At 62.2% G+C, this 24,290-nt stretch carries 20 protein-coding genes; 1 reads left to right on the forward strand and 19 read right to left on the reverse strand.

What is annotated here, in order from left to right; genetic code table 11:
* Window positions 1-107: 107 nt before the first annotated feature.
* The 14 genes from FGE21_RS00095 to FGE21_RS00160 all read right to left on the reverse strand — a co-directional run bounded on the left by FGE21_RS00095 (window position 108) and on the right by FGE21_RS00160 (window position 15,920).
* On the reverse strand, window positions 108-722 hold the full coding sequence (locus tag FGE21_RS00095; RefSeq protein ID WP_139660618.1) for an NTP transferase domain-containing protein: 615 nt from the start codon (window positions 720-722) through the stop codon (window positions 108-110).
* The gene (locus tag FGE21_RS00100) at window positions 709-1,500 is read right to left on the reverse strand and encodes an XdhC family protein (protein ID WP_139660620.1); all 792 of its coding nucleotides are present in this window, start codon (window positions 1,498-1,500) and stop codon (window positions 709-711) included. The genes FGE21_RS00095 and FGE21_RS00100 overlap by 14 nt, the downstream gene beginning before the upstream one ends.
* The gene (locus FGE21_RS00105) at window positions 1,497-2,681 is read right to left on the reverse strand and encodes a VWA domain-containing protein (protein WP_139660622.1); all 1,185 of its coding nucleotides are present in this window, start codon (window positions 2,679-2,681) and stop codon (window positions 1,497-1,499) included. The genes FGE21_RS00100 and FGE21_RS00105 overlap by 4 nt, the downstream gene beginning before the upstream one ends.
* Complete coding sequence (locus FGE21_RS00110) at window positions 2,678-3,553, reverse strand: MoxR family ATPase (RefSeq protein ID WP_139660624.1); 876 nt, start codon at window positions 3,551-3,553, stop codon at window positions 2,678-2,680. The genes FGE21_RS00105 and FGE21_RS00110 overlap by 4 nt, the downstream gene beginning before the upstream one ends.
* 51 nt (window positions 3,554-3,604) lie before the next feature.
* Window positions 3,605-6,034 (reverse strand): aerobic carbon-monoxide dehydrogenase large subunit, encoded by a 2,430-nt coding sequence (locus FGE21_RS00115; RefSeq protein WP_139660625.1) that lies wholly within the window; start codon window positions 6,032-6,034, stop codon window positions 3,605-3,607.
* Complete coding sequence (locus FGE21_RS00120) at window positions 6,031-6,525, reverse strand: (2Fe-2S)-binding protein (protein ID WP_139660627.1); 495 nt, start codon at window positions 6,523-6,525, stop codon at window positions 6,031-6,033. Before FGE21_RS00120 ends, FGE21_RS00115 begins: the two co-directional genes overlap by 4 nt.
* An 11-nt stretch (window positions 6,526-6,536) precedes the next feature.
* On the reverse strand, window positions 6,537-7,391 hold the full coding sequence (locus tag FGE21_RS00125; RefSeq protein ID WP_139660629.1) for a xanthine dehydrogenase family protein subunit M: 855 nt from the start codon (window positions 7,389-7,391) through the stop codon (window positions 6,537-6,539).
* Window positions 7,392-7,502: 111 nt separating this feature from the next.
* Window positions 7,503-8,630, reverse strand: a complete 1,128-nt coding sequence (locus FGE21_RS00130; protein WP_139661026.1) for an MHYT domain-containing protein — start codon at window positions 8,628-8,630, stop codon at window positions 7,503-7,505.
* Window positions 8,631-8,719: 89 nt separating this feature from the next.
* A complete protein-coding gene (locus tag FGE21_RS00135) occupies window positions 8,720-9,661 on the reverse strand; it encodes an ABC transporter permease (RefSeq protein WP_139660630.1) in 942 nt (313 codons plus the stop codon).
* Window positions 9,658-10,701: an ABC transporter permease gene (locus tag FGE21_RS00140; protein WP_139660632.1), complete on the reverse strand. Its 1,044-nt coding sequence runs from the start codon at window positions 10,699-10,701 to the stop codon at window positions 9,658-9,660. The genes FGE21_RS00135 and FGE21_RS00140 overlap by 4 nt, the downstream gene beginning before the upstream one ends.
* Window positions 10,691-12,214, reverse strand: coding sequence for an ABC transporter ATP-binding protein (locus FGE21_RS00145; protein ID WP_139660633.1), 1,524 nt, complete (start codon window positions 12,212-12,214; stop codon window positions 10,691-10,693). The genes FGE21_RS00140 and FGE21_RS00145 overlap by 11 nt, the downstream gene beginning before the upstream one ends.
* The gene (locus tag FGE21_RS00150; protein ID WP_139660635.1) at window positions 12,211-13,572 is read right to left on the reverse strand and encodes an amidase; all 1,362 of its coding nucleotides are present in this window, start codon (window positions 13,570-13,572) and stop codon (window positions 12,211-12,213) included. The genes FGE21_RS00145 and FGE21_RS00150 overlap by 4 nt, the downstream gene beginning before the upstream one ends.
* Before the next feature lie 12 nt (window positions 13,573-13,584).
* Entirely contained in the window at window positions 13,585-14,568 is a 984-nt protein-coding gene (locus FGE21_RS00155) for a BMP family protein (protein WP_139660637.1), read from the reverse strand.
* 50 nt (window positions 14,569-14,618) lie between these two features.
* Entirely contained in the window at window positions 14,619-15,920 is a 1,302-nt protein-coding gene (locus tag FGE21_RS00160) for an amidohydrolase family protein (protein ID WP_139660638.1), read from the reverse strand.
* A 326-nt stretch (window positions 15,921-16,246) separates the two neighbouring features.
* Here FGE21_RS00160 and FGE21_RS00165 point away from each other — a divergent pair, with 326 nt between their 5' ends.
* Entirely contained in the window at window positions 16,247-16,768 is a 522-nt protein-coding gene (locus tag FGE21_RS00165; RefSeq protein WP_370285308.1) for a MarR family winged helix-turn-helix transcriptional regulator, read from the forward strand.
* Between the two features lie 95 nt (window positions 16,769-16,863).
* Here the strand turns inward: FGE21_RS00165 and FGE21_RS00170 are convergent, their stop codons facing one another.
* From FGE21_RS00170 to FGE21_RS20260, 5 genes are all read right to left on the reverse strand, one after another.
* Entirely contained in the window at window positions 16,864-18,816 is a 1,953-nt protein-coding gene (locus FGE21_RS00170; protein WP_139660640.1) for a TonB-dependent siderophore receptor, read from the reverse strand.
* A gap of 281 nt (window positions 18,817-19,097) precedes the next feature.
* Window positions 19,098-19,283: a hypothetical protein gene (locus FGE21_RS00175; protein WP_139660641.1), complete on the reverse strand. Its 186-nt coding sequence runs from the start codon at window positions 19,281-19,283 to the stop codon at window positions 19,098-19,100.
* 45 nt (window positions 19,284-19,328) lie between these two features.
* Window positions 19,329-22,784 (reverse strand): YhaN family protein, encoded by a 3,456-nt coding sequence (locus tag FGE21_RS00180; RefSeq protein ID WP_139660643.1) that lies wholly within the window; start codon window positions 22,782-22,784, stop codon window positions 19,329-19,331.
* Entirely contained in the window at window positions 22,784-24,070 is a 1,287-nt protein-coding gene (locus tag FGE21_RS00185) for an exonuclease SbcCD subunit D (RefSeq protein WP_370285311.1), read from the reverse strand. Before FGE21_RS00185 ends, FGE21_RS00180 begins: the two co-directional genes overlap by 1 nt.
* Before the next feature lie 33 nt (window positions 24,071-24,103).
* Complete coding sequence (locus tag FGE21_RS20260; RefSeq protein WP_255731179.1) at window positions 24,104-24,226, reverse strand: hypothetical protein; 123 nt, start codon at window positions 24,224-24,226, stop codon at window positions 24,104-24,106.
* Between the last annotated feature and the right edge of the window lie 64 nt (window positions 24,227-24,290).

A 24,290-nucleotide genomic window follows, 5' to 3' on the forward strand; every position in this document is an offset into this window, starting at 1 on the left:
CGTCCTCTGTTAGCAACATGGAAATTTTATACGGGAAAGCTGATCAGCCTGCGCCGGAGTGAGGGCCATTTTCCGGCGCAACCTCGCGAGGGCTCTCCACAGCCGGGTCACGGCGCCCCCCCGTGCCCGGGGGCCGTTAGTGCCGCGTAGGCCGCTGGCGTATCGACATCGGCGAAAAAGCCGGGGGCCGTCATTTGCAGGGGCTGCACGTGCTCCGCCTGTGTGCGGGTGAACCGTTTGCAGCCAGGCCCCTTCGGGTCCGCCAAAAGACGGGCGCGAAGCGTGGCGGGCACGACGATGGGATTGCCGCGCTGGTCCTCCTTCATCGGGATCGAAATCTTGTCACCTCCTGCCGCGCGATGCGCCGAGATCAGATCGCGCAGGTCTGTGGGCGTCAGCAAGGGTTGATCCCCGAGGCCAATCAATATCGCTTCCGCCTCTGCGGCATTGGTCAAACCACATATGACAGAACTCTGTTGTCCCTGCGCATAGTCCGGGTTGAACAGGGGTCTGGCATGGGTGCCGGCAATCGCCTCTTCGATGGCACCGGCCTCGTGACCTGTCACGACAAGCACCTCGCCATCGGATGCGGCGCGGTAGCACAGGACCATATGCCGGATCATAGGGATGCCCGAGATGGGCAACAGCAGCTTGTTCCGCGCCCCCATGCGCAGCGATTGCCCCGCCGCCAGAAGGATCGTGGCGACACTAGCCCCCCTCATGTTGCTTCCCCTTGCCACGGCGCACGCAGACCAGCTCTGCCAGGATGGAGAGCGCGATTTCTTCGGGTGTGACCGCGCCGATATCCAGCCCCGCCGGCGCTTTGACCGCGTCGATTGCATCTTCTGGCAGGCCCTTGGACGCCAGTTTTTCGGCGAGAACGGCGAATTTGCGACGGCTGCCGACAAAGGCGATATGGACCGCCTGTGACGCCAGGGCCTGGGTCAGGGCATCCAGGTCGCCCTGGCCCTGTGTCGCGATCACGATGACCTGTTGTCGGGGCGCAGCCGCATCGGGGGGGGAGGCCAGAACCGAGCCGGTGGACCAATGAAACTGGGGTGCGAGACGGCTGAGGGCTTCGGCCACCGGCGAGGCGCCAAGCACGACAAGTTGCGGCGCCGGGATGCAGGGTTCGATAAATATGTCCACCGTACCGCGCGACGGGCAGCCATTGCGGGCAAAGCGTGTGCCGTCGATTTCCTCGCCTGGCGCGACACCTTTTTCCGCCAGCAAATCCTCTGGCGCAACGGATACCAGCTGCGGCGTGCCGGATTTCAGGGCCTCAAGGGCCGCGCGTTTTACGGCGCCGCGCGTGCAGCCGCCGCCGAGCCAGCCATGAAGAATGGTACCATCCGCGCTCAGCAGTGCTTTGCTGCCGGGTTTCGCTGCTGTGGGTCCGGCTGTGCGCACGATCGTTGCGAATGCAAAGGGTTCGGCCTTTGCCCGCAGTTCCTGTGCGGCTTGTGCAAGATCGCTGGACTGTAGCTCTGCCGGGGTCATAGGGAAGACAGCTCCTGCTCCAGATTGGCAAGGTCGGCAAGCGTATTTGCCGAGGCAAACAGGTCCAGATGCGGCAGCGCGGCCGCCATGCCCTCGGCCACCGGAGCGTAATCGCGCCAGCCCTTGAGAGGGTTGAGCCAGATGATCTTGCAGCCTCGTTTCTTCAGTCGAGCCAAGGCTTTATCGATCAACTCCGGTGGCGAGGTGTCATAGCCGTCCGACAGGATCAGGACGACGCTGCGCCCGTCGACAAAGCGCCGGGCATAGGTTTCGGCAAATAATCCAAGCGAGGGCCCGATCTTGGAGCCGCCCCCGAACCCGTCCGCCATCAGCGACATCCGCCCGATCCCGCGCATTGCGTCCTTGTCGCGCAGGGCCTCTGTGATCCGCAGGAGCCGGGTGTGAAAGAGATAGGCATCGGCCGAGGTATCAGCCCGCATCAGGCCTGCCAAAAAGGCGAGATAGACCTGTGAATAGACCGTCATCGATCCGGATACATCGCACAGGGCGACAATCTTGCGGCTGCGGTCCGGCCGACGTTTGCGCAGCATACGAACAGGCTCACCGCCGGTCGCAAGACTATGGCGAATGGTTTTGCGGAAATGCAGCCGGTCGCCTTTGCGCGCGGCAATCCGGCGCCGGGAACGCCGGTCCCGCAGGGCTGCCCCGAGGCGACGCGCAACGGCTTCGGCCTCGGCGATCTCCTCGGGACGTATGATTTCGCGCAGATCTTTGCGGGACAGGTTACGGACCTCGGTCGCGATCAGCTTGCCCGTGCCGTCGCTTTCGGCTTCCTCCTGACCGGCATCGGGCGCGGTGGCGGCGCCGGTGGAACGGGCGTCCTGACCCGATGCATCGCGCGACGAACGGAGATCGTCGGTCATGGCGGAGGAGGAGGGGCTTTTGATGACCTTCTGTTTCACCCGCCCGGCGTCCATCCAATAGCTGTCGAACAGGGTGTCGAAACGCTCTGCGTCCTCCTTGCAGCCGGTACAGACGGCCCGGAGGGCGCGGCGGGCCTGCGATGGCCGGACCGGGTTCACTTCGCACAAGGCCGCAAGGCAGAGTTCCGCTTCGCCAACCCCCAAACGCAGGCCGTTTTCGCGCAGATGCGCGATAAAGCCGGCGATCCGCGCGGTGGGGCCGGGGTCGCGCCCGGCAAAGCGCGAGACCCGGCTCATGCCGCGCGCCCCGCGATCCGGGCGGCCACTTCCGGTGTGATCCGGGCCTGATCGGTCTGGGTCTTCAGCAGGGTTGTCAGCGCCGACTGCAACATCGCCGGATCCGCTGTCAGATCCGCAATCCCGAGCCCCATCAGGGCGGCGGCGAAGTCGAGTGTTTCGGCAATGCCCGGCACCTTCTCCAGATCTTCTTCGCGCAGTTTTTGTACAAATCCGATGATCTGCGCGCCAAGCCGCGCCTCGATCCCGGGGCAGCGCGCCTTGAGGATCGCCAATTCGGTCTCGCGGTCAGGATAGTCCACGAAGGTATAAAGACACCGCCGACGCAGCGCATCGGACAGGTCGCGGGTGCCGTTCGAGGTGAGAATGACCACCGGACGGGTCGTCGCGGTGATCGTCCCCAGTTCGGGGATCGAGACCTGATAGTCCGACAGGATTTCCAGCAGGTAGGCCTCGAATTCCTCATCGGCCCGGTCGATCTCGTCAATGAGCAGAACAGGGGCTGTGTCCTGCGTGATGGCGGCCAGAAGCGGCCGTTCCAGCAGGAAATCCCGCGAGAAGATCCGCGCCTCGACCGCCTTGCCGGTTTCGCCGTCCTCCGCCGCGGCCCGGATGGTCAACAGCTGGCGTTGGTAGTTCCATTCGTAGATCGCCTGCGCGGCGTCCAGCCCTTCGTAGCATTGCAACCGGATCAGGCGCGTGTCACGGGCGGCCGCAAGGGTGCGGGCGACTTCGGTTTTCCCCACGCCAGCGGCCCCTTCAAGCAGCAGGGGGCGGCCAAGCGCCAAGGCAAGGTGAAGCGCAACGGCAAGGTCGTCCGAAGCAACATAGCCCTGACGCCCGAGCGCGGTTTGTAAATCTGTCCAGATCATCTGTGTGTTCGCAGCGGCGGGCAGCGGTCACCACCCGCCCTGCGTCCTTTTCTAGTCGTGCAGGCCAAGTTTGTTGGCTGTCTGCCAGATCCGCCAATGGTCATGCGGCATATTCGTGTGCCGGTTGCCAAAGGGACGGAAGGCGTCCTGCACCGCATTGGAGAAACATGGCACGCCGCCCACATGGGGGCTTTCACCGACGCCCTTGGCTCCGATGGGGTGATGCGGACTGGGAGTGACGGTAAAGTCGGTCTCGTAGTTCGGCACCTCCCATGCGGTTGGCAGGAAGAAGTCCATCAGGGTCCCGGTCTTGACATTCCCCATGTCATCATAGGCGATCTCCTGGCCCAGTGCGACGGCGAGCGCCTCGGTCAGGCCACCGTGAACCTGCCCCTCGATGATCATCGGGTTGATCCGCGTGCCGCAGTCATCCAACGCATAGAAACGGCGGATTTCCGGGACACCGGTGTCGACGTCGATGTCCATCACGCAGACATAGGCGCCAAAGGGATAGGTCATGTTCGGCGGATCATAGTAGCTGACCGCTTCAAGGCCCGGTTCGATCCCCGGAATGGCCTGATTATAGGCGGCAAAGGCGATGTCCTTCATCGTCTTGAACCGTTCAGGCGCTCCCTTCACCACAAATCGGTCCACATCGAATTCCACATCGTTGTCGTGAACCTCAAGCAGGTAGGCCGCGATCATCTGCGCCTTGGCGCGGATCTTGCGCCCGGCCATCGCGGTCGCAGCCCCGGCCACCGGGGTCGAGCGCGACCCGTAGGTGCCAAGCCCGTAGGGGGCGGTGTCGGTATCGCCTTCCTCAATGGTGATGCTGTCGGCGGGCAGGCCGATCTCGGAGGCGAGGATCTGTGCAAAGGTGGTCGCGTGGCCCTGGCCTTGCGAAATGGTGCCAAGCCGGGCGATCGCCGATCCGGTCGGGTGGATGCGGATCTCGCAGCTGTCAAACATGCCCAGCCCGAGGATGTCGCAGTTCTTGACCGGTCCGGCGCCGACGATCTCGGTGAAGAAGCTCAGACCGATGCCCATCAGCTTGCGGGTTTTTCCGGCCTTGAAGTCCTCGACGCGCTGGGCTTGTTCCGCCCTGAGCCCATCGTAGTCAACGGTTTTCAACGCCTTGTCCCAGGCGGTGTGATAGTCACCGCTGTCGTATTCCCAGCCTAAAGCGGCGGTGTAGGGGAATTGCTCCTTCTTGATGAAATTGATCCGGCGCAGCTCTGCCGCATCCATGTTCAGCTCGATCGCAAGGACTTCGATCATCCGTTCGATGAAATAGACCGCCTCGGTCACGCGGAAGGAACAGCGATAGCTGACACCGCCCGGCGCTTTGTTGGTGTAGACGCCATCGACCTCAAGATAGGCGGTGGGGATGTCATAGGACCCGGTGCAGATATTCATGAAACCGGCGGGGAATTTGGTCGGATCTGCACAGGCGTCAAAGCCGCCGTGATCCGCCGTCACATGGCAATGCAGGCCGGTGATCTTGCCCTCTTTGGTGGCCGAGATCCTTCCGGTCATGTGATAATCCCGCGCAAAGGCGGTGGTCATCAGATTATCCATCCGGTCTTCGATCCATTTGACCGGTTTGCCCGTCACGATAGAGGCCACGACAGAACAGACATAGCCCGGATAGGCGCCGACCTTGTTGCCGAACCCGCCGCCGATATCGGGTGAGATCACGCGGATGTTGTGCTCTTCTATGCCAGAGATCAGGGACACGACCGTGCGGATCGCGTGGGGGGCCTGAAAGGTGCCCCAAAGCGTCAGCTTGCCGTTGACCTTGTCCATCGAGGCGACACAGCCACAGGTTTCCAGCGGGCAGGGGTGGGTGCGATGATAGTACATCGTTTCCGTCGCAACGACGTCGGCCTCGGCGAGCACCTGTTCGGTGGGCTCCTTGTCCCCGGCCTCCCAGGTGAAGATATGGTTGTGATGCTTTCGCGGCCCATGGGCGCCATCGGGCAGACCGCCGTCCTCGGCCACCAGATCCTCACGCAGGACGACGTCGGATTTCAGCGATTCAAACGGATCGACGATGACCGGAAGCTCGTCATATTCGACCTCGACCAGTTCGATCCCGTCGGCGGCAGCGTAGCGGTCTTCGGCGACGACGAATGCGACCTCCTGCCCCTGAAACAGCACCTTGCCATCGGCCAGGACCATCTGCTTGTCACCGGCCAGCGTCGGCATCCAATGCAGCCCCAGGGGTTCCAGATCGGCCGCCGTCAGCACCGCCAGAACGCCCGGAACCTTCAGCGCCTCTTCGGTGTTGATGCTGACCACACGTGCATGGGCATAGGGCGAGCGGACAAAGTCGCCAAACAGCATTCCGTCCAGTTTGAGGTCATCGACATAGTTGCCTTTGCCCTGTGTGAAACGGGCGTCCTCTACCCGTTTGCGCGAGCATCCCATTCCCTTGAGGTTGGCGACGCGATCATCGCGGCTTTCGATTTCGTCCTTCATTCTGCAGCCTCCTTCGCGGCATTCATCTCGGCGGCGGCGGCTTTGATGGACTTCACAATATTCTGGTATCCGGTGCAGCGGCACAGGTTGCCGGCCATGCCGAAACGGATTTCCTCTTCGGTCGGGTCAGGGTTCTCCTCGAGAAGCTTGGTCGCGCGGGTGATCATCCCGGGGGTGCAATATCCGCACTGAAGCCCGTGGTGTTCCTTGAACGCGGTTTGCAGCGGATGAAGATCGTCCGGGCTCCCGATCCCCTCGATCGTGGTGATCTCGGCTCCATTGGCCTGTGCGACAAACATGGTGCAGGCCTTGACCGATTTGCCACCGATGGTGACGGTGCAGGCGCCGCAATGGGAGGTCTCGCAACCGATATGCGGACCGGTGATGTTCAGCCGTTCGCGCAGGGTGTAGATCAGCAGTTCGCGTGGTTCGGCCAGAAACTCTTCGTTTTTGCCGTTCACGGTCAGCTTGATATGCATTTTCGTCGACATGTTTTCCTCCCTCACGCGCGTGACCAAGCGCGCTCGATTGCGCGGCGCAGAATGACGCCGGCTACGTGGTTTTTGAAAGCCACGGGGCCGCGGTTATCCTCGGTCGGATCGATATCGCCCAGCATTGCGCTGACGGCTGCGCTCAGGGCGGTCCCGTCGATGGATGTCCCGACCAGCGCCATGCTCGCCGCCTCGGAAAAAACCGGCGTGTCGCTCAGATTGGTCATCGCGATCGATGCGGCGGCGCAAATCTCGCCTGTTTTGGTGATCTGAACGGCCGCAGCGGCGGTGGCATAATCGCCAATCTTGCGCTTTTGCTTTTCATAGGCGTAGCCGCCCTCAGGCAAGGGGATCGACACGGTTGTCAGCACCTCGTCGTCTTCTCGGGCCGTCATATAGGCGGCCTCATAGAACGCGCGGGCGGCGACATCGCGTTCCCCATCGGGCCCAACCAGGGTAAAGCTGGCATTCAGGCATTGCATCAATCCTGGCATATCGTTGCCGGGATCGCCATTGGCGACATTGCCGCCGACCGTGCCCATGTTGCGGACCTGGGGATCCGCAATCTGCAGCGCCGTTTCGCGCAGGATCGGCGCCACCGCCGCCAGTCCCTCGTGACGGATGATATCGGTCTGCGTGACCAGCGCACCAATTCGAATGCTGTCCGTGTCCACCGTGATATCCGACAAACCGGAGAGGCCTTGCAGGTCAATCAAATGGGGGACGTCTGCCATCCGCAGCTTCATCATGGGGATCAGGCTGTGCCCGCCGGCCATGACGCGGGCGTCGTCTCCGTGTTCCTCAAGAAGCGCAATGACGCCTGCCATATCGCTTGGTCTGTAATATTCAAATGCCGCTGGAATCATTGGCTCTCCTCCCTGAAAGCTGACTGTCTCGCTATCCAGAAGGGTGCAGTCGAAGGTCTGCGATGGCTTTAGAAAACTGGTGAAACACCGATAAATTGCACGAAATGCGCTCTAGCCCGCACGAGTTGCGCCGACGGGGAGGGTCAACGCATCCTGAATCGCCTGCAGCTTGGAGCGGCTGACCGGCGCCGGGGGCAGACCCGTTGCCTCAAAAATGCAGCGCCCCTTGTCTTTGGTCCGTTCAAACTGCGCCACCTTTGCCGGGTTGATCAGATAGCTGCGATGGGTCTGGAGAAATCCGGCAGGCAACAGGCGCTTGGTCGCTTCGGTAATGGGCCAGGCGCAAAACAGCCGGTCCCGTTCGGTATAGATCTGGGTGTAGTGGCCGTCCGCACGCACGATTGCGACGTCACTGAAGGGGACGAAGACCTTGGTGCCATCGCGTTCGCAGGGGATGTGGAACTCGCCTGTCGGCTGTGGGAGCGCGGCCTCACGTGGCGGGAGGGGCTCTGCGTCAGTTGTGGCCACGGGCACCAGATAGGTGATGCTGACCAAAAGGAACGCGCCAAAAATGACAAAACTCGACAGGATCACACCGAGAGCCAGAACCTCGTTGCTCATGCTCGGGCCGAAATCCATCACCGGCGCTTCGGATACAAAACGGGTTCCGGCCATCGCCAGAAAATGAACGGCGCAGACGGCGACCGCAAAGCACAATGTGCCGAGAAATATGTTTCGGTTGGTGCGCTGGCCGTAGGCGACTCCGAAGGCGAGGATACAAAGGCCGATCGCCACGCCCGACGACACAATTATGCCAAAGGGGGTGTAAATCGCGCGGCAGAGTTCAAGCCCGGCCATCCCGATATAGTGCATCACCAGGACGCCTGCACCGACGATGGTTCCGGCCAGTGCGATCCTCTGCGGGGTTCGTTTGGTGAAATGCAGAAGGATCAGGGCGGCGCCGACGATCAGGATCGCTGTCAGGGCTGAAATCAGCGTAATGGCTGCGTCGTAGAAAAACAGCACCGGCAGTTGAAGACCCAGCATTGCCACGAAATGCATGGACCAAATGCCGCCGCCCAATGCCACCGCTGCCAGGGCGACCGAGAACTTTCTTTGAGTCACGGTCTTTTGCGACAGGTTGCGGGTCAGGGACAGGCCTGTAAACCCTGCCGCCAGCGCAACAATGCACGACATCAGTACAAGCAAGGCGTTATGTGTGAACTGCAGGCTCTCCATCCCGGTAAAACTGCCGAAAAAGTGGGCGTTTGGCAATTCAGGATTTCGGGGGCACTGACGCTGCCGGCCGCGGGCGCTGTGCGGAGGCCCTATCGTTCACCGCGTCTGTAGGGGGTCATGAGGGCGGCCGGAACCTGAGCCCGGCGCGCGACCAGCACCAGGGCGACGATCGACAAAACGTATGGAGCCATCAGGAAAAGCTGATACGGCACGCCGTCGACCACAGTCTGCAACCGCAGTTGATAGGCGTCAAAGAAGGCAAAAAGCAGCGCGCCAACCAGTGCTTTGCCGGGCTTCCACGAGGCAAAGACCACCAATGCAATACAGATCCAGCCGCGCCCCTGTACCATCTCGGGGAAGAAGCTGTTGAAGGCTGCCGTGGTCAGAAAAGCGCCGCCCAGGGCCATCAATGCGGATCCGACAACGACGGCACCGATGCGGATGCGCATGGGGTTCAGGCCTTGTGCCTCCACCGCATGCGGGTTCTCACCGGTCATGCGGATGGCCGTGCCAAGGGGGGTGTGCGCCAGAATATAGGCCATCATCGCGACAGCCAGCAGCGCCAGATATGTCGGGAGGGTCTGCGAGAATAATATGGTCCCGATGACGGGCAGCTCCGACAGATACGGAATGTCAACGGGGCGAAAGGGTTCGATTGTGGGGGGCAGGCTGCCCACTTCGACCACCAGCCGGAAGATGTAGTAGGACGCAGCCGATGCAAAGAGGGTGATGCCCAGACCGGACACATGCTGTGACAGGCCGAGTGGCACAGTCAGGCCTGCGTGAAGCAGGCCGATCAACCCGCCTGCGAATGCGGCAACCAAGAGCCCCATCCAGAGGTCGCCGCCCAGATAGACGGTCAGCCAGCCGGTCATGGCCCCCATGGTCATGATCCCCTCGATGCCAAGGTTCAGGACGCCCGCGCGTTCGCACAGCAACGCCCCCAACACGCCGAAGATCAGCGGCGTTGCGATCCGCAGGACAGCGGCCCACAGATTTGTATTGAGCAAGAGATCTATCGCGTCGGTCATCTCCGCACCCGATGAGTTGTGAACAGAAGCGCAACCAGCATTGTCAGAAGGCAAAGCGCCACGATGACGTCCGCGATAAAGCTCGGCACACCGGTGGCGCGGCTCATGGCATCGGCGCCGACAAAGATGGTCGCAACGAATATCGCGGAGCCAACGACCCCGACAGGGTGCAGCGCGGCAAGCATCGCGACCACGATCCCGGCGTAGCCAAATCCGGGCGACATTGTGGTTGTGACACCTGCGGTGACGCCAAGAACTTCGACTGAGCCGGCCAGCCCCGCCAGCGCCCCGGAAAAGAGAGCAACCCGCATGAGCGTTCCGGGCAAGGAAATTCCCGCAAAACGAGCGGCAGAGCCGCTCAGTCCGGTGGCACGGGATTCCATCCCGAACACTGTGCGGGCAAAGACCAGCCAGACCGCGCCCGCAGCACCGAGCGCGACCAGAAAGCCACAGTGAAGACGGGTCCGGGGGATCAGATCGGGCAACCGATACGCGCCATCGACGGGAACCGATGAGGGCCAGCCGAAGGCCAGAGGATCGCGCAGTGGACCCTCGATCATCAAACCGACAAACAACAGGACGATGAAATTCAGCAGCAGCGTGGTGACAACTTCGTCCACCCCGAACCGCAGGCGCATGAAAGCAGGGCCGGCAAGCAAGGCCGCACCGGCGGCCATTCCAATCAGCATCAGAACGATCATCCCGAGCGGCCCCGGCAGAGAGAGCGAATGCCCCACCCAGGCCGTCATCAGGGCCCCCATGAAGAATTGCCCCTCCGCCCCGATATTCCAAAGTCGCGCGCGAAATGCGACGGCTGCGGCAAGCCCTGTAAAGATCAGGGGCGTGGCTCTGGTCAACATTTCGGACAGCGCCAGACGCGATCCGAACGCGCCGCGCACCAATTCCGTATAGGCGGTGAGGGGGCTCACGCCTGCTGCTGCGATCAGCCCCGCCGCGAGAAACAGCGCAACAAGGACCGCACTCACCGGCGCGAGGAAGGCGAGGTGCAGGGGAACGTGGGATCGCCGTTCAAGCCGCATGGTCGCCCCCCTCCCAAATCCCGGCCATCATCAGACCCAGCCTCTGTGCATTCGCCTCTGCAGAGGCAACGGGGAGCGACAATCGGCCTTTGACGATTGCCTGAATGTGATCGGACAGGGCCACAGCTTCATCCAGCTCTTCCGAGATCAGCAGGATTGCGGCGCCCTGACTGCGGGCCTCCAGCAATGTCTCGTGCACGGCCGCGATCGCACCTTCATCCAGGCCGCGGGTGGGCTGGTTTGCGAGAATGAACTTCGGGCCAATCGACAGACACCGCCCGAGGATCAGCTTTTGCATGTTGCCGCCGGACAATTGGCCGGTGCGCGTCTCGGGGGTTGCGCCGCGAATGTCGAACCGGGTGATCAGCTCGTCCGCATAGTCCCTGGCGGCCGCCCGCCGAACAAAGCCATGACGCGAGAACGCAGGGGTTCTGATCCGTTCGAGGATGGCGTTTTCCCAGATCGCCAGATCAGCCACGACGCCCTCGGTCAGCCGATCCTCCGGCACCCGTCCGGCTCGGGCGGCAATCAGTCCACGCGGGCCGAGCATGCGGATATCTGTGCCGGACAACATGACAGTCCCGGACGTCGGGGCCGCCAGTCCCGACAACAGTCGGCTCAGCGTGGCCTGTCCATTGCCCGAAACGCCGACGATGCCGAGGATTTCACCTTCGTTCACAGTGAAAGAGACATCCTGCAGCTGGGTTTCCCCATCATCCTCACGACTGAGGTTGCGTGCGATCAGAACCGGTGCTCCGATGGGATGATCCTGACGGACGGGCCGGGTCACTTTGCGCCCCACCATCAATTCCGCCAGCTCTCCGGGGCTGGTCTCTGCCGTTTTTCGTTCTGCAATCATTTGTCCGCTTCGCAAAACGGCGACCCGGTCAGAGGCCGCCATGACCTCCGGCAGTTTGTGGCTGATGAAGATCAGCGACAGCCCCTCTGTTGCCATCTCGCGAAGGGTCTCAAAAAGGCGCTGTGCCTCGGGGCGCGCGAGGACAGCCGTCGGCTCATCGAGGATCAGAACGCGGGCATCGCGATACAGCGCCTTGAGTATTTCGACCCGCTGGCGCTCCCCGACAGAGAGCCGGTTGACCTTTGCCTCCGGGTCCACCGGCAGGCCAAAACGATCTGCGATCTTGAGCAGTTTCTGGCGTGCGGCACCGCGCGCGGTGCGCGCGCGCCAGAGCGATTCCGATCCCAGCATGACGTTGTCCAGTACCGTCAGGTTCCCGGCCAGCGCGAAATGCTGGTGCACCATGCCGACCCCCGCCTCGATTGCGGCGCGGGGCCGACCGGAGGGGAGATCTTGGCCAAAAACGCGGACACGGCCCGCCTCTGCCGCGTAATGCCCGAAGAGAATATTCATCAAGGTGGTCTTGCCGGCCCCGTTTTCGCCAAGCAGGGCCAGAATTTCCCCCTGACCCAGTGTCAGCGTCACATCGTCGATGGCCGTGAAAGAGCCAAAGCGTTTGGTGATTTGATGCATTTCCAGGACGGGATGTGTCATGTCGGCAGGCCCGCGATCGGTCCGGGAAAGGCAAATGCGGGGGCGCGGGCCTCAATCTCGGCGGCGAGCCGGCACAGGTTGAAATCAGACCCAGCGGGACCCAGCAACTGCACGCCGAGCGGGAGGTGGTCCGCCAGCCCGAAGGGCAGGGCGATGGCACAAAAACCGGCCACATTGGCAAGGGCCGCATTGGGGGCAAAGCGCTCCATGCGTGCAAAATGCGCGTCGGGATCGCAGTCAGTCACCTCCTGCGCACCGACGGGTGGGGGAGAAGACGACAGGACCGGCATCAGCACCGCATCGGCACCTGCGAACAGGGCGCGATGTGCGCGTTCGGACAGGCTGGCCATTTGGCGTGAACTCGCAAACAACTGGGGGGCCGTGGTCGCGCGCCCCTCCGCCGCAACGCTGGCGGCCAGAGCAGGCAGCGCGTCATCGCAGATCTCCAGCGCGGCCATCCACTCCGCCAGGGAAACCGAGAGGATGCGGCGGGCTATGTCATGCGCCTCCTGACCCAATGTATCGGGGGCGGAGATCTCAATGATGTGACAGCCTGCATCCGACAGGGCGTCGGCGGCGGCCTCTACGGCGCTGAGTTGCGTTGCATCGCAGCGGTCAGGCAGCGCGAGGGCGATGCGTGCGGGGGCAGGCTGTGCTACGGGCGGCAGCGGCAGGTGGGCCCTCTCAAAAACGGACCGGACATCGCGAACGGATCGCGCAAGGACCAGTTCGGATGCCAGCCCCATCAGATGGTTGCCATAGTCAGGACCGCCTGGAATTGCCCCACGGGACGGTTTGAGACCGACCAGACCGCAGCAGGCGGCGGGCACCCTGATCGAGCCCGCGGCGTCTGTTGCATGCGCAATGGACACAAGGCCGCTGGCAACCGCGGCGGCCGCTCCGCCGGATGATCCCCCCGGAGTGAGGTCCGGGTTCCAGGGGTTGCGGGCCTCCGGGCGGTCCTCGGGGGCGCTGCTGAGGGCAAGGCCGAAGGGCGGCGTCGCGGTCACGCCAAAGGTCAGCAGCCCGGCCTTGGCGAAGGCCTGAAACAGGTGGCTGTCAATTGCGGGTCTCGCCGCTTTCGCCCGCAGCGCTGCCGACCCCGCCGCGACGGGGAGACGGGCTGCCACGGCTCCAAGATCTTTTGCCAGGAAGGGAACGCCGTGAAAGGGTCCTCTTTGTTCCGTTGGCGTTGCGTCCGCAGCCCGGGCGAGAGCGCGGGCCAGTCCTGTATCGCAGTAAACCACAGCCCCAAGGTCCGCCTGCGTTTCGCAAGCGGCCAGTGTTGCCTCCATTACTGCGCAGGCGCTGGTGCGCCCGTCAGCAATGGCCGCAGCGAGGGCTGTGGCATCGGTCATATCGGCCTGCGCCTATGCCGGTTCGTCGTTGTTGATCGGGACATTCCAGGCCCCGGAGCGGATTTCTGCCTGTTTGGCTTCCATGGCTGGAATTGCATCGGCGGGCACATCCTCGGCCACATAGATCAACTCGTTGCCTCCATGCGCCATGAATGAATATTCGGTATAGTCACGCCCGACAGGTTTCCCCGCCTGAATGTCGGCAACGATGGCGTCGATTGTCGGTCCATAGTTCCAAATCGCATTTGCAAATACGGTGCCGGGATATCGTGGGGTGTAGTCGATCAGGGATCCGATCGCCTTGATGCCGCGTTCCTGAGCCGCATCCGCGGTGCCGATCCGTTCCCCAAACAGGATGTCTGCCCCGGCATCAATCTGGGCCATTGCGGCCTCTTTCGCGCGGGCCGGGTCGAACCATGCGCCAATAAAGCCATTCACGAATGTGGCCTCCGCGTTCACGTCCTCCACGCCCGCGCGGAACGCATTGATCAGAAGGTTGACTTCGGGAATAGGGTAGCCGCCAACAGAGCCGAACACATTGGTTTTGGACATTTTTCCAGCGAGCATGCCGGACAGATAGGCTGCTTCGTGATTGCGGGTGCCAAACACACCGAAGTTGTCGCCCTGTGGGCCACCGGACGAGCCCATCAGGAAGGCGGTGTCCGCGTAGTCGGCTGCGACCTCACGGGCCTCCCGCTCGGTCGCATAGGATTCGCCCCAGATCAGCTGCGCGCCGCTCTCGGCATATTCACGCATGGCGCGCGGGTAATCCGTCGGGGCGACCCCTTCAGAGAATTCATATTCGATCAGCCCAGCCGCCGCAGCGTTCTGAAACGCCAGATGAACCCGGCTGTTCCAGGCGTTTTCGACCGGAGACATATGGACGCCCGCGACCCGGGTGACAGCTTGTGCGCCAAGGCGGCGGACATAGGCGGGAAGGGCGAGGGTGGCGGTAGCACCAACAAGCAGTTGGCGACGGGTTACGGATGGTTTCACGGGGCTTTCCTTTTTTGCGGGTCTACGGGTTTGCGGGTTTACAGGTGAAGTCAGGTGAGCGGATCCGATGCCACGGGTGCATAGGCGGCGGGATCCAGCATCTGTGGCCGGCCGGGCAGCGTCAGGGTGGCAAGGCGTGGCGCCGTGCGGGAGAGAATTTTACCCCGTTTGATCACGGCAAGCCTGGTGGCTTTCAGGCGGACGGCTTCGATGGGGTCGCGGGCCTGCAGAACAACCAGATTTGCAGGTCCCCCCGGCCGGAGTGTGGGATCGGGAAGGCCCATGGCCGCCGCGCCATTTTGCGTCACAGATGTGAACGTCCATTCCATCGCCTCGCGGGAGGTCATGGGAACCGCGTGGACGGCCATATGCGCAACCTCAAGCATATCGGCAGATCCCAGCGAGTACCACGGATCCATCGTGCAATCCTGGCCAAACGCCACATTGACCCCTGCCGCCCGCAGCTCGGGCACCCGGGTCAAACCACGCCGCCGGGGATAGGTGTCGGAGCGCCCCTGCAGGGTAATGTTGATGAGAGGGTTCGGGACAATGTGCATCCCGCTTTCTGCAATCAGAGGGATCAGCTTGGTCGCATAGTAGTTGTCATAGGAATGCATCGCCGTGACGTGACTGGCCACAACACGGGATCCGATGCCAAGTCTGGTCGCTTCTGCCGCGAGCGTTTCGACATGGCGGGACAAGGGATCGTCGCTTTCATCGCAATGCAGATCCAGCATCAGATCGCGATCTGCCGCGATCTCGCACAGACGCGTGACGGACCGGGCACCGTCGGCCATGGTCCGCTCGAAATGCGGGATGCCACCGACCACATCCACCCCCATGTCGAGCGCCCGCAAAAGGTTGTCCTCGGCATTGGGCGATCGGTACAGCCCGTCCTGGGGAAAGGCCACAAGCTGCAGGTCAATATAGGGCGCGACCTGTTTGCGGACCTCGATCAGCGCTTCGACGGCTGTCAGCCTGTCATCGCAGATATCGACATGGCTGCGAATTGCCAAAAGCCCCTGAGAGACCGCCAGATCACAGTAGCGCAGGGCCCGTTCCATCACGGCCTGCGGGGTCAGCAAGGGTTTGAGCTCACCCCAGAGCGCGATCCCTTCCAGAAGGGTTCCGGACTGGTTGAGGCGCGGGCTGCCGAGGCTCAGTGTGGCATCCATGTGAAAGTGCGGATCGACAAACGGAGGGCAAACGAGCCGTCCGCTCGCGTCGATCTCTTCACGGGCTTCGGCCTCGATATGCGCCGCGATTGAAACGATTTTGTCACCTTGGATCGCGATGTCCAAAGGCCCACGGCCATCCGGCAAATTTGCCTGTCTGACGAGAATGTCCAACATTTCTGATCTCCCAATAATTTTACCAAAGGGAAAATTTTTATCCGATGCTACACCAATGTGCGCGCGGCGGTGTTATTTTTCAAAATCGCGCCTCAGGGCGTTCGATTGGCTAATTTTTGGGCGTTGGGTCAGTCGCGTGCCCCTGCGGCAGGATGTGTTCAGGGGCATGGCCTGACGGCGGGCCGCGCGATGTCCCAGAAATGAGAAACCAGCAATGCGCTTTGGCGGAGGGGAACGCCGTCAGGCCCTATCCTGCGGTTTCTATCAAATATACGCCCGAGATTGATCTTTGGTCACAAAGCGTTAGGATCACAATGTATTGTCAGATGCCCACGGTCGATAACGTCTCGCAGGAAGCAAAGCTCATTATGGACAACACCACTTTTGCGCGTGAGGCGTCCGCTTTTTTCGGCGATGAGGATCCTTCTGTCGCCTACAACCGGGTCTGGTTCAATGTCATGCGGGCGCATCGAAAGTTCCTTCCCGATATATCCCGTGCCCTCAAGGCGGAGGGCGTCAGCGATCCGATCTGGTACGAAATTCTGCTGGAAGTGGCCCGCGCCGGTGCCGAAGGGCAGCCGATGGCTGAACTGGAAAAGAAGCTGTTTGTTGCGCAATACGCGCTCTCCCGCCATGTCGGCAGAATGCTGGACAAGGGGCTGATCAAGAGAACCTATATCAGTGACGGCCGCCGCAAGCAGGTTCTGTTCCTGACGGATCAGGGACTTGGTTTGCACAACAGGATCTGGCCCGGATATATGGCCGCGATCCAAAAGGAACTCTCCGGGCTGATGACCACGGATGAGGCCTATGCGCTGTCAAAGCTGATGATCAAACTTTTGTCCTGAGGCATCTGTCCTGAGGCATTTTCCTGACGCGTCGCCGCAACGCCAAAAGGCCCCGCTCGGGGCCTTTTGATTTTCGTTTTGATGTCGCCGGGCGTTCAGAAACGCGCGATCAGCTCCAGGCCGAACGACCGTCCCGGCTCCTTGAGGGCCACCACAGATGCGTAGTCGGCGCCGTAGGTTGCGCGATCGGAATAGTCCGCATCCAGCAGGTTCTGGACCGAGGCGCGAACCGTCACACCCGCGAGGGACGGAGGCGTGTATTCGGCAAACAGATTGACCACTTCATAGCCTTCCAACCCCTTGTCAGACGTGCCTTCAGTGTCGTCATAGTCCAGCGCCATATCGAGGTTCCCGCCCACGACGAGGTTATATGCGGGCAGCTCGTGCTGGACTTCCAATGCGATGACCTGACCCAGCGGCGCGCCGAGATCCTGCGCGCCGTAGCTGCCGGAGGCGTCGCCGTTCACGCTGATTTCGCTGTCAATATAGGTGAACCGCAGGAAACCAAGATCCCAACCATAGGTCGTGCCAAGGCTGTAGCCCTTGCTTTCAAAGTCGATATTGGCGCCGCCGCTGCGTGCGTCGCTGATCTCGGTCAGGAAAACTTCGCCGCCCAATGTCAGCCTGTCGTTGGTCCAGTCGATCCCGGCGACATAATTGTGCGCACGCGCGCTGCGCAGGCCATCGTAGGTCCAGCCCCGCCAGAATTCATAGTTGTCTTCCAGCTGGATGCCTCCGAACACGCTGGAATAGCCACCGCGCACGGACAAGCGATCCGAAATGCGGTAGGTGATGGATGCGTTGCCGCTGCCACCATCGACCGAGGACTCATAGTCGCCGAGCCCGTCGAAATCCTGCCAGTCGTAGCGCAGACCGCCCGACAGCAGCCATTTCTCGCTGGGTTCCATCCGAAGCTGGGCAAACACACCAAAGTTCTTCGCACCCTCTTCGCGATATACGTCGCCCGGCTCGGAATATTCGGAGGTTTTGTTGTAGTAGTCGATACCGGCGGTGATCGTCTTGCTGTCAGACAGGTGGAACGTGTTCTGGGCCTTGAAGGACAGCGTGCTGGAAATGCCCGTGCTCTGGTAGGGGTCGGGGACGCGAATGTCGCTTTCAGAGTATCCCAGAACCAGTTCAGGGTCCCACATGCCGAAGTCGTTCAGGTTCTCGTAGCGCAGGCTGAAATTGCTCCGGCTGGTCTCGTATATCCGGGTTTTCGGCGTGGTGCTGCCCACCAGATCCCCGATGTTGGCGCGGTAGGGGCGGGCACCGTCATCGACGATTTGCTGCCCGGACAACTCAACGCGATGACCTTCGAGCGATTCCCAGCCGAATTTCAGCAACTGGCTTTTCATATCCGCGCCGGTGCCAAGAACGGTGTTGCCTTCTCCGTCCTTGTAGTCGTCGCCGACTGCGCGTTTGAGATAGGCCAGAACTTCAAAGCCACTTTCGCTGCGTCCCGCAAGGGTGACAGAGCCGCTGGTGGTCTGGCCGTTGCTGCCATATCCCAAGCGGAAATTGCCGCCGAAGTTGTCGTCATCCTGCAGCACGTCTGCGGCATCGACCGTTTCCATGATCACGGCACCGGCAACGGCATTGGGGCCGGTGTCAGCCGCGGCCACGCCGGGATCGACGCGGGCGAATTTCAGCACGCCGGGATCAAAGGCATTTGCGGTCACGTGGTGAAAGGCGCGGTTGTTCTGCAACGCACCGTCAACGGCGATCGTCAGGTTCAGCATGTCGATGCCGTTCACAAAGATCTTCTGTGCGACCGGGATCGCACCGCCAACGGATACCGAAGCCAGACCGGCAAACAGATCTTTCAGATCGCCCAACCGGGCGCGTTCCAATTCCGCGTCCGCAACATAGACTGCAGTCGCGCGGTCGGCAGCATCACCGACCGGGTCATTCATGCGCACATGAATGGGATCAAGGGTTATCACATCAGAGGAGATGGTCTGCGCCGCGACCGGGGCGACAGGGAGCAATGCCGCAACCGCACCGCCGAGCAGACGGGCACGCAAAGAAGTGTTCATGGCTATCATTCGAGGTCCCAAGTTTTGTGGTTACTTCAGGCTGGCTCGAGGGAAAGGCTGGCTGTTGGCCAAACTATACAGTTTAAATATCTTGACATGCAAGTGCATGTCATGGCGCGTGCAGCAATTGTGAAACTTCTTGTCTGGGCTGGTACAGAAGACACAGTCGGCCCGGCTCTGTGCGATATATCGAAGGTCGTCCCAAAGAAGGCCAAGTGGTTTCTGGGGTCTATATATCTGGGAGCGTCGGCGGGGCGACCCTGCGATACATGGCTTCTGTATGTCTCGGGCTACGAGCCCAATGCTTTCAGCCCGGTGGGCATTCGCCCCTCTTTGCGACCGCTGTCATGGCGCTGCTTGTACTGCAGGCGCATGCCCTGGCGTTCCGGCAGGACGCAGAGCCGGCGGCAACTGGACCGGCGGCGCGCGTCGGCACGCTCCGACATCGCCTTGCGGATGTCGGCGCGGTCTTTCAAATCACGCCTCTTTGTGGGCGTTGTGAGCGTTGCGGGCGTATTGAGTTACAACTGATGAATGACAGGCGGTACATCACAGACTGTCTGGGCGATCTCGACCACGTGTCGATGATGGGTCAGGTAGATCGCTTGCCCACGTCCGCCGATGGCTTCCATGACACGGCATGCCGCGCTCGTGCGTGCCTCGTCAAAGGTTTCAAAGATGTCGTCGCAGAAAAACGGTAGCGTCGTGCCCTGGTCGACCAGCTGCGCGTGTGCCGCCGCGCGCAGAGCGAGGTAGAGCTGAAAGCGGGTGCCCTTTGACATCTCGTCGGCACGCTTGCTGACACCATTCCTGTCGAGGGCCAGCAGCACCTCGGCATCCTTGTCGATCTGGGTGCTGAGCGCCGGGTAGCTGCCTTGGGTGAGGCTGGCAAAACACTGTTCCGTTGCGGTCAACATCCCGCTGCGGTGGCTGTCGCGATAGCGGCGGATGGCGTCAGACGCGAGGTGATGACCCAGCGAAAGCTCAAGGTGCGCCATCGCGGCCTCTTCGATCTGCAGTTCCAGAGTTGCCTTCTGTTCCACAAGCGCGGCAACCGTGTCGTCTCCCTTCACCTCGGCGAGGGCATGTTCGGCAGTCGTCCGATCCCGAATGGCCTGGGTCAGTGCCTCCTCGGCATGAGCGAGGTCGGCGCCATAGCTCTGCAGGATGGCGTCCAGCGTGGTGAGCGAAGTTTCGGCCAGCTGGGCCCTTGCCGTACCGATATCTGCGGCCCCCAGTTCGGAGAGGACCTGCTGCGTTCGTTTTTCAAGCGAGGCGCGGTTTCGGATCACCTGTTGCGCCCTTGAGGCGAGCTTGCGCAGGGCGTCGATGTCGCTTGCGGTGTCGATATCGCTTTTGGTGTCGAGGTCAGAGAAGACTGCGGCGATCGCGGCGACTTCTTGCTCGATGGCATCCCGTATGTCCTTGTTTCGCGTGCGTTCGCGCTTCGCCCTGTCGATCTCCCGGTTGACCCTCTCCAGTGCCTCCCTGTCGGACCGGCCCTGCTCCGCCAGCGTCTTGAGGTCGGCGTATGTCTGGGCCGCAGCCCCTTGGGCGTCTATTTGGTGACTGCGGGCCAGGGATCCGACCTCCTCGGCGAATTGCGTCTGATCGTTCTGCATCGTGCTGACCCTGCGGGCTGCTGCGGCGCGGGCTTTTTCGTGCTCGCGCAGGGCGCGCAGGGGCTCCAACGAGGCCATCAGGCGCTCGGGCAGAACGGTCTCTCCGAGAAGGGCGCGGATCGACGCCTGCCAGGTCTTGTTTGCATCGTCCCTTGTCGCCAGCGCCTCCGCGTGACGCTCCTTGCGCCGGGCAAGATCGCGTTGCGCCTGCCGCAGGGCCTCTGTGGCTTTCGTTCGGGCGTCGGCGTGTTTGCGTTCGTCCTCGGCCAGGCGCCGGGCCGTATTCAGGCCATCGCTCAGATCCGAGGGGGGCAAGGGCAGGGCGGCTGCAAGCTCCGCCAGCAAGGCTTCGGCCCGTTGAACGGTGCCATGATTGGCTTCTTGCGTTGATTGCAGGTCCTGCGCGGCGTCGCGGGCGGCTTCATGACGCAGAACCCAGTCCTGCCATTCGGCAGGGGTGATGCAGGTTGGCAGGCCGAGCTGAGCCGCTGCCGCACTGACCGAGGCCTGGATCGCACTGCTTTCCTTGCGAAGGATGGCAAGGCGTTTTTCCGCGTGGTCGGCGCGGCTTCGGGCGCTGGCTTCGGCCTGTCCTATCTCTCGGAGCTGCGCCAGTTCGCGCGACTGCGCCAACCGCGTGTCGGCGGCGATGTCATGGTTTTGCAAGGCTGCGTGAAACCCGGCAGCCGTCTGCCTGTCGAGAGCGGTCAGATGCTCTGACCAGAGCGCGTCGCGCTCTGCCCGCAGCGCTTTTGCATCAGCGTCGGACACGAGCTTCGCGTCCCTCGCCAATGCCACGGCCTGGGCGCGGCATGCTTCCTGGTCCTCCAAGTGCTCGTCGCGCTTGTCCATGGTCGTGCGAAGGTCGCGCGCAAGCTCCTGATGCCTTTCGGCCCAGGAGGTCGCCTGCAGGCGGGACGTCGGGCAGATGGGCAGAGGATCGAAGCTGACCTCTCCAAAGGAGAGCGCCGCCAGAGCGCGGTCAGCCTTGGTCTTGGCTGTCGCGATTGCCTGCAGGGCCGCCGCATGGGCAGGGGCCAGCCGGTCCGCATCGAAGCGCAGCAGAATGTCCGTGAAGGTCGAGGCGCCTGCCTCGGTCGGCGTGCAGTCCTGAAGCGCGTCTTGCGCCCGGGCCACCCGCGTCTTGAGGTCGGCGACCTCTCGGGCCTCCGCTTCCTCCTGGGACAGGGCTGTACGCAGGCGGTCCCTGGCGTCCTCCAGCATGGCAATATCCGCGCTCGACCGAACCAGGGCGGGCAGATCCGCGTCGGGCGCCGTGATACCAAGCTCCTTTGCCGCCTGCAGCATGGAGGCCTCGGCGGCTTTCCGTTCGTCCTGGCGCCTGTCCAGATCCAGCTGTGCGGTGCGGTCCCGTGCGGCAAGGTCTTCAAGCGCGGCCAGCGCGACCGACAGCTCAAGAAGCTCAGGCGCCACCGCGAGGCCTGTGCGCTCCTGTTCGAGCGCCGCGATATCCGCGCTGAGGCGGGCCATGTTCTGCGTGGCCAGCCCGTGATTGCCACGCAACTCGATCAGGCGCTCGGGGTCGAAATCGAGGTGATCGGGGAGATGCGCATAGGGGGAGATCGCCGCTTCGAGTTCACGAATTTCGCCGAGCAGCGGCAGGGCGCGCCGCTGTGCCTCTGTGTCTGCCCTTTTCTCGTTCAGCCTGTCTCGTGCCGCGCGGGCATCGTGCTCGACCGACTGCGCTTTTTTCAGGTCGCGCTTCAGCGCCTTCCACGCGCTGGCCGTCACATCGCGCGCCTTGATCTCTTTTTCCACCTCGGCCAGCTGACGTTTCATCTCGGCTATGCGCGTCGTGCGCCCGCGTCTCTTCCAAAGCGCATCAGCGCGCGCGCGGACGCTGTCCAGCACGGTGCTGAGGTCTGCGACGCCGGCAGCGGCAGAGAAGAGCAGGCGGCCGATATCGCCTTCGGCGTTCGCGATTTCCTCACCGCCGCGTTCGATGGTTTCGTCATCGAGGCAGAGAAGGCGACGGTAATCCGTTTCTGAAAGACCGGCGAGATGTGCGGATAGGGCCGCCTCGGGCAGGGCGCTGCCGGTTTCGTCGATCAGCGAGCCACCGCGCGTCGGCAGCCGCGTGAAGGTGCGCAGGACACCGTCCATGTTCAGCGTAGCCGAGATCTGAAGGTTGTTGCGCGGATGCTTGAACGCGTAGCTCTCGCGCGTCGGAAAACCGTAGAACAACCGCAGGACAGCTTCCATCGTGGTGGTCTTGCCGGCTTCGTTGGGCCCATAGATGATGTGGAAGTCGTGGCCGTCGCCGGCTGTGCCAAAGTCGAACTCCCGGTTGGTGAAATGGCCGAAGCGATCAAGAGTGAGGCGTTGGATCCGCATCAGTTCCCGGCGCCTTTCATCTGTGCCAGGACAAGATCGGTACCAGCCTTCGTCAGCCGGTCGATCAGGGCATCTCGGTCGGCCTCGTCGGGAGATATTTTTTCGCGAAGTGCGGCAGGAAGATCCTGCAACAGGGCCTCGACCTCTTTGCGGGCGAAGGCCGCGAAACCTGGTTCCGTGGGGATCGCCGCCATTGTCTCGGCCAGCTCATCTGTGGCGCCACCTGCACTTTCGTCAGTTGCCGGAGGCAGAAGGTCAAACATCAGCTTGTCGATCCACAGGTCGCCTGCGGCCTCGGCGAGGGCATTCACCTGTTCGATCCAGACGTCGCGATCCCTCAGGATCTGCCAATGGCGAGCGGGGCGACCGGTCAGGGCTAGGCGGATCACGCCGACCGGCGCAGCGATCCGCTTGCGCAAGGCGTTCAGTTGGCGTTTCAGAAGTCCGCGCAGGGCTTCGTCATCTGCCGCCTCCGTCACATCCACCTCGATTTGGGCGAATTCAACGACCGAGGTGGGCACTTCGGTCACATCGATGCGGCCTTGATCGATCACAATCATGGTCGCAGACTTGGGGCCAGCTTCGCCGATATCGCGGCCTTGGGGGATTCCGGGCATGATGATCCAGGGCGCGTCTGAATGGATCTGACGCCTGTGGATATGCCCGAGTGCCCAGTAATCGAAGCCCATACCGACAAGATCCGGGACGCTGCAGGGGGCGTAGGTATCATGGCCGACGGAGCCCCCAAGCGAGCTGTGCAGCATGGCGATATTCACCGTGTCGGGCACCGGCGCCCTGAAGCGCGGTAGAAGACTGTCCGGCGCATGGCGGTCCGCAAAGCTGACACCATGAATCCAGACTTCATCGGTCAGTTGTTCTTTTCCGCCCCGTGCGTCGAAGACGTGAACGTTGGAGGGGAGGTCGAGCGTCCCGGTGATTGGGTTTTCCGCGTCATGATTGCCCTTGATGTAGAAGACCCTGATGCCCGCGTCTCCAAGGCGGTCCAACTCGGCCATCAGGAAAGCTGCCGTCCTGGCACTGCGCTCTTTGCCATCGAAGAGGTCGCCGGAGATCAGGAGGGCAGAGACCTTTTCGGAGATGGAGCGGTCGACAAGTTGACTGAACGCAGAGCGGGATGCCGCCGCGACCACATCGCGCAGACCGGAGTTACGGAGCGCGAGAGATCTGAGGGGGGAGTCCAAATGGATGTCAGCGGTATGGATAATTTTAATCAAATTTACCCCCAGGCTCCGGACGACTGAACCAATGTTTTGCGTTTGAAACAATAGACAAAGCTCTTTGCGGCATTCCGGCAGGTGTCAAGCATCCGAAGGCTCCCTGCCATCATAGCCTGACTTGTATTTGCAAACCACGCCCTGGTTGAACCCATAGCGCCTGCGCAGGTCCGCGGTCTTCTCGCCTGCGTCCTGGTCCTTGATCATCTGGATGATCTCTTCGTCATGATGTCTTCGCCGGTGACTTTCGTCTCCAATTGTCCGATCAGCA

This window comes from Phaeobacter sp. B1627 (assembly GCF_006265095.1).
Classification (GTDB): domain Bacteria; phylum Pseudomonadota; class Alphaproteobacteria; order Rhodobacterales; family Rhodobacteraceae; genus Epibacterium.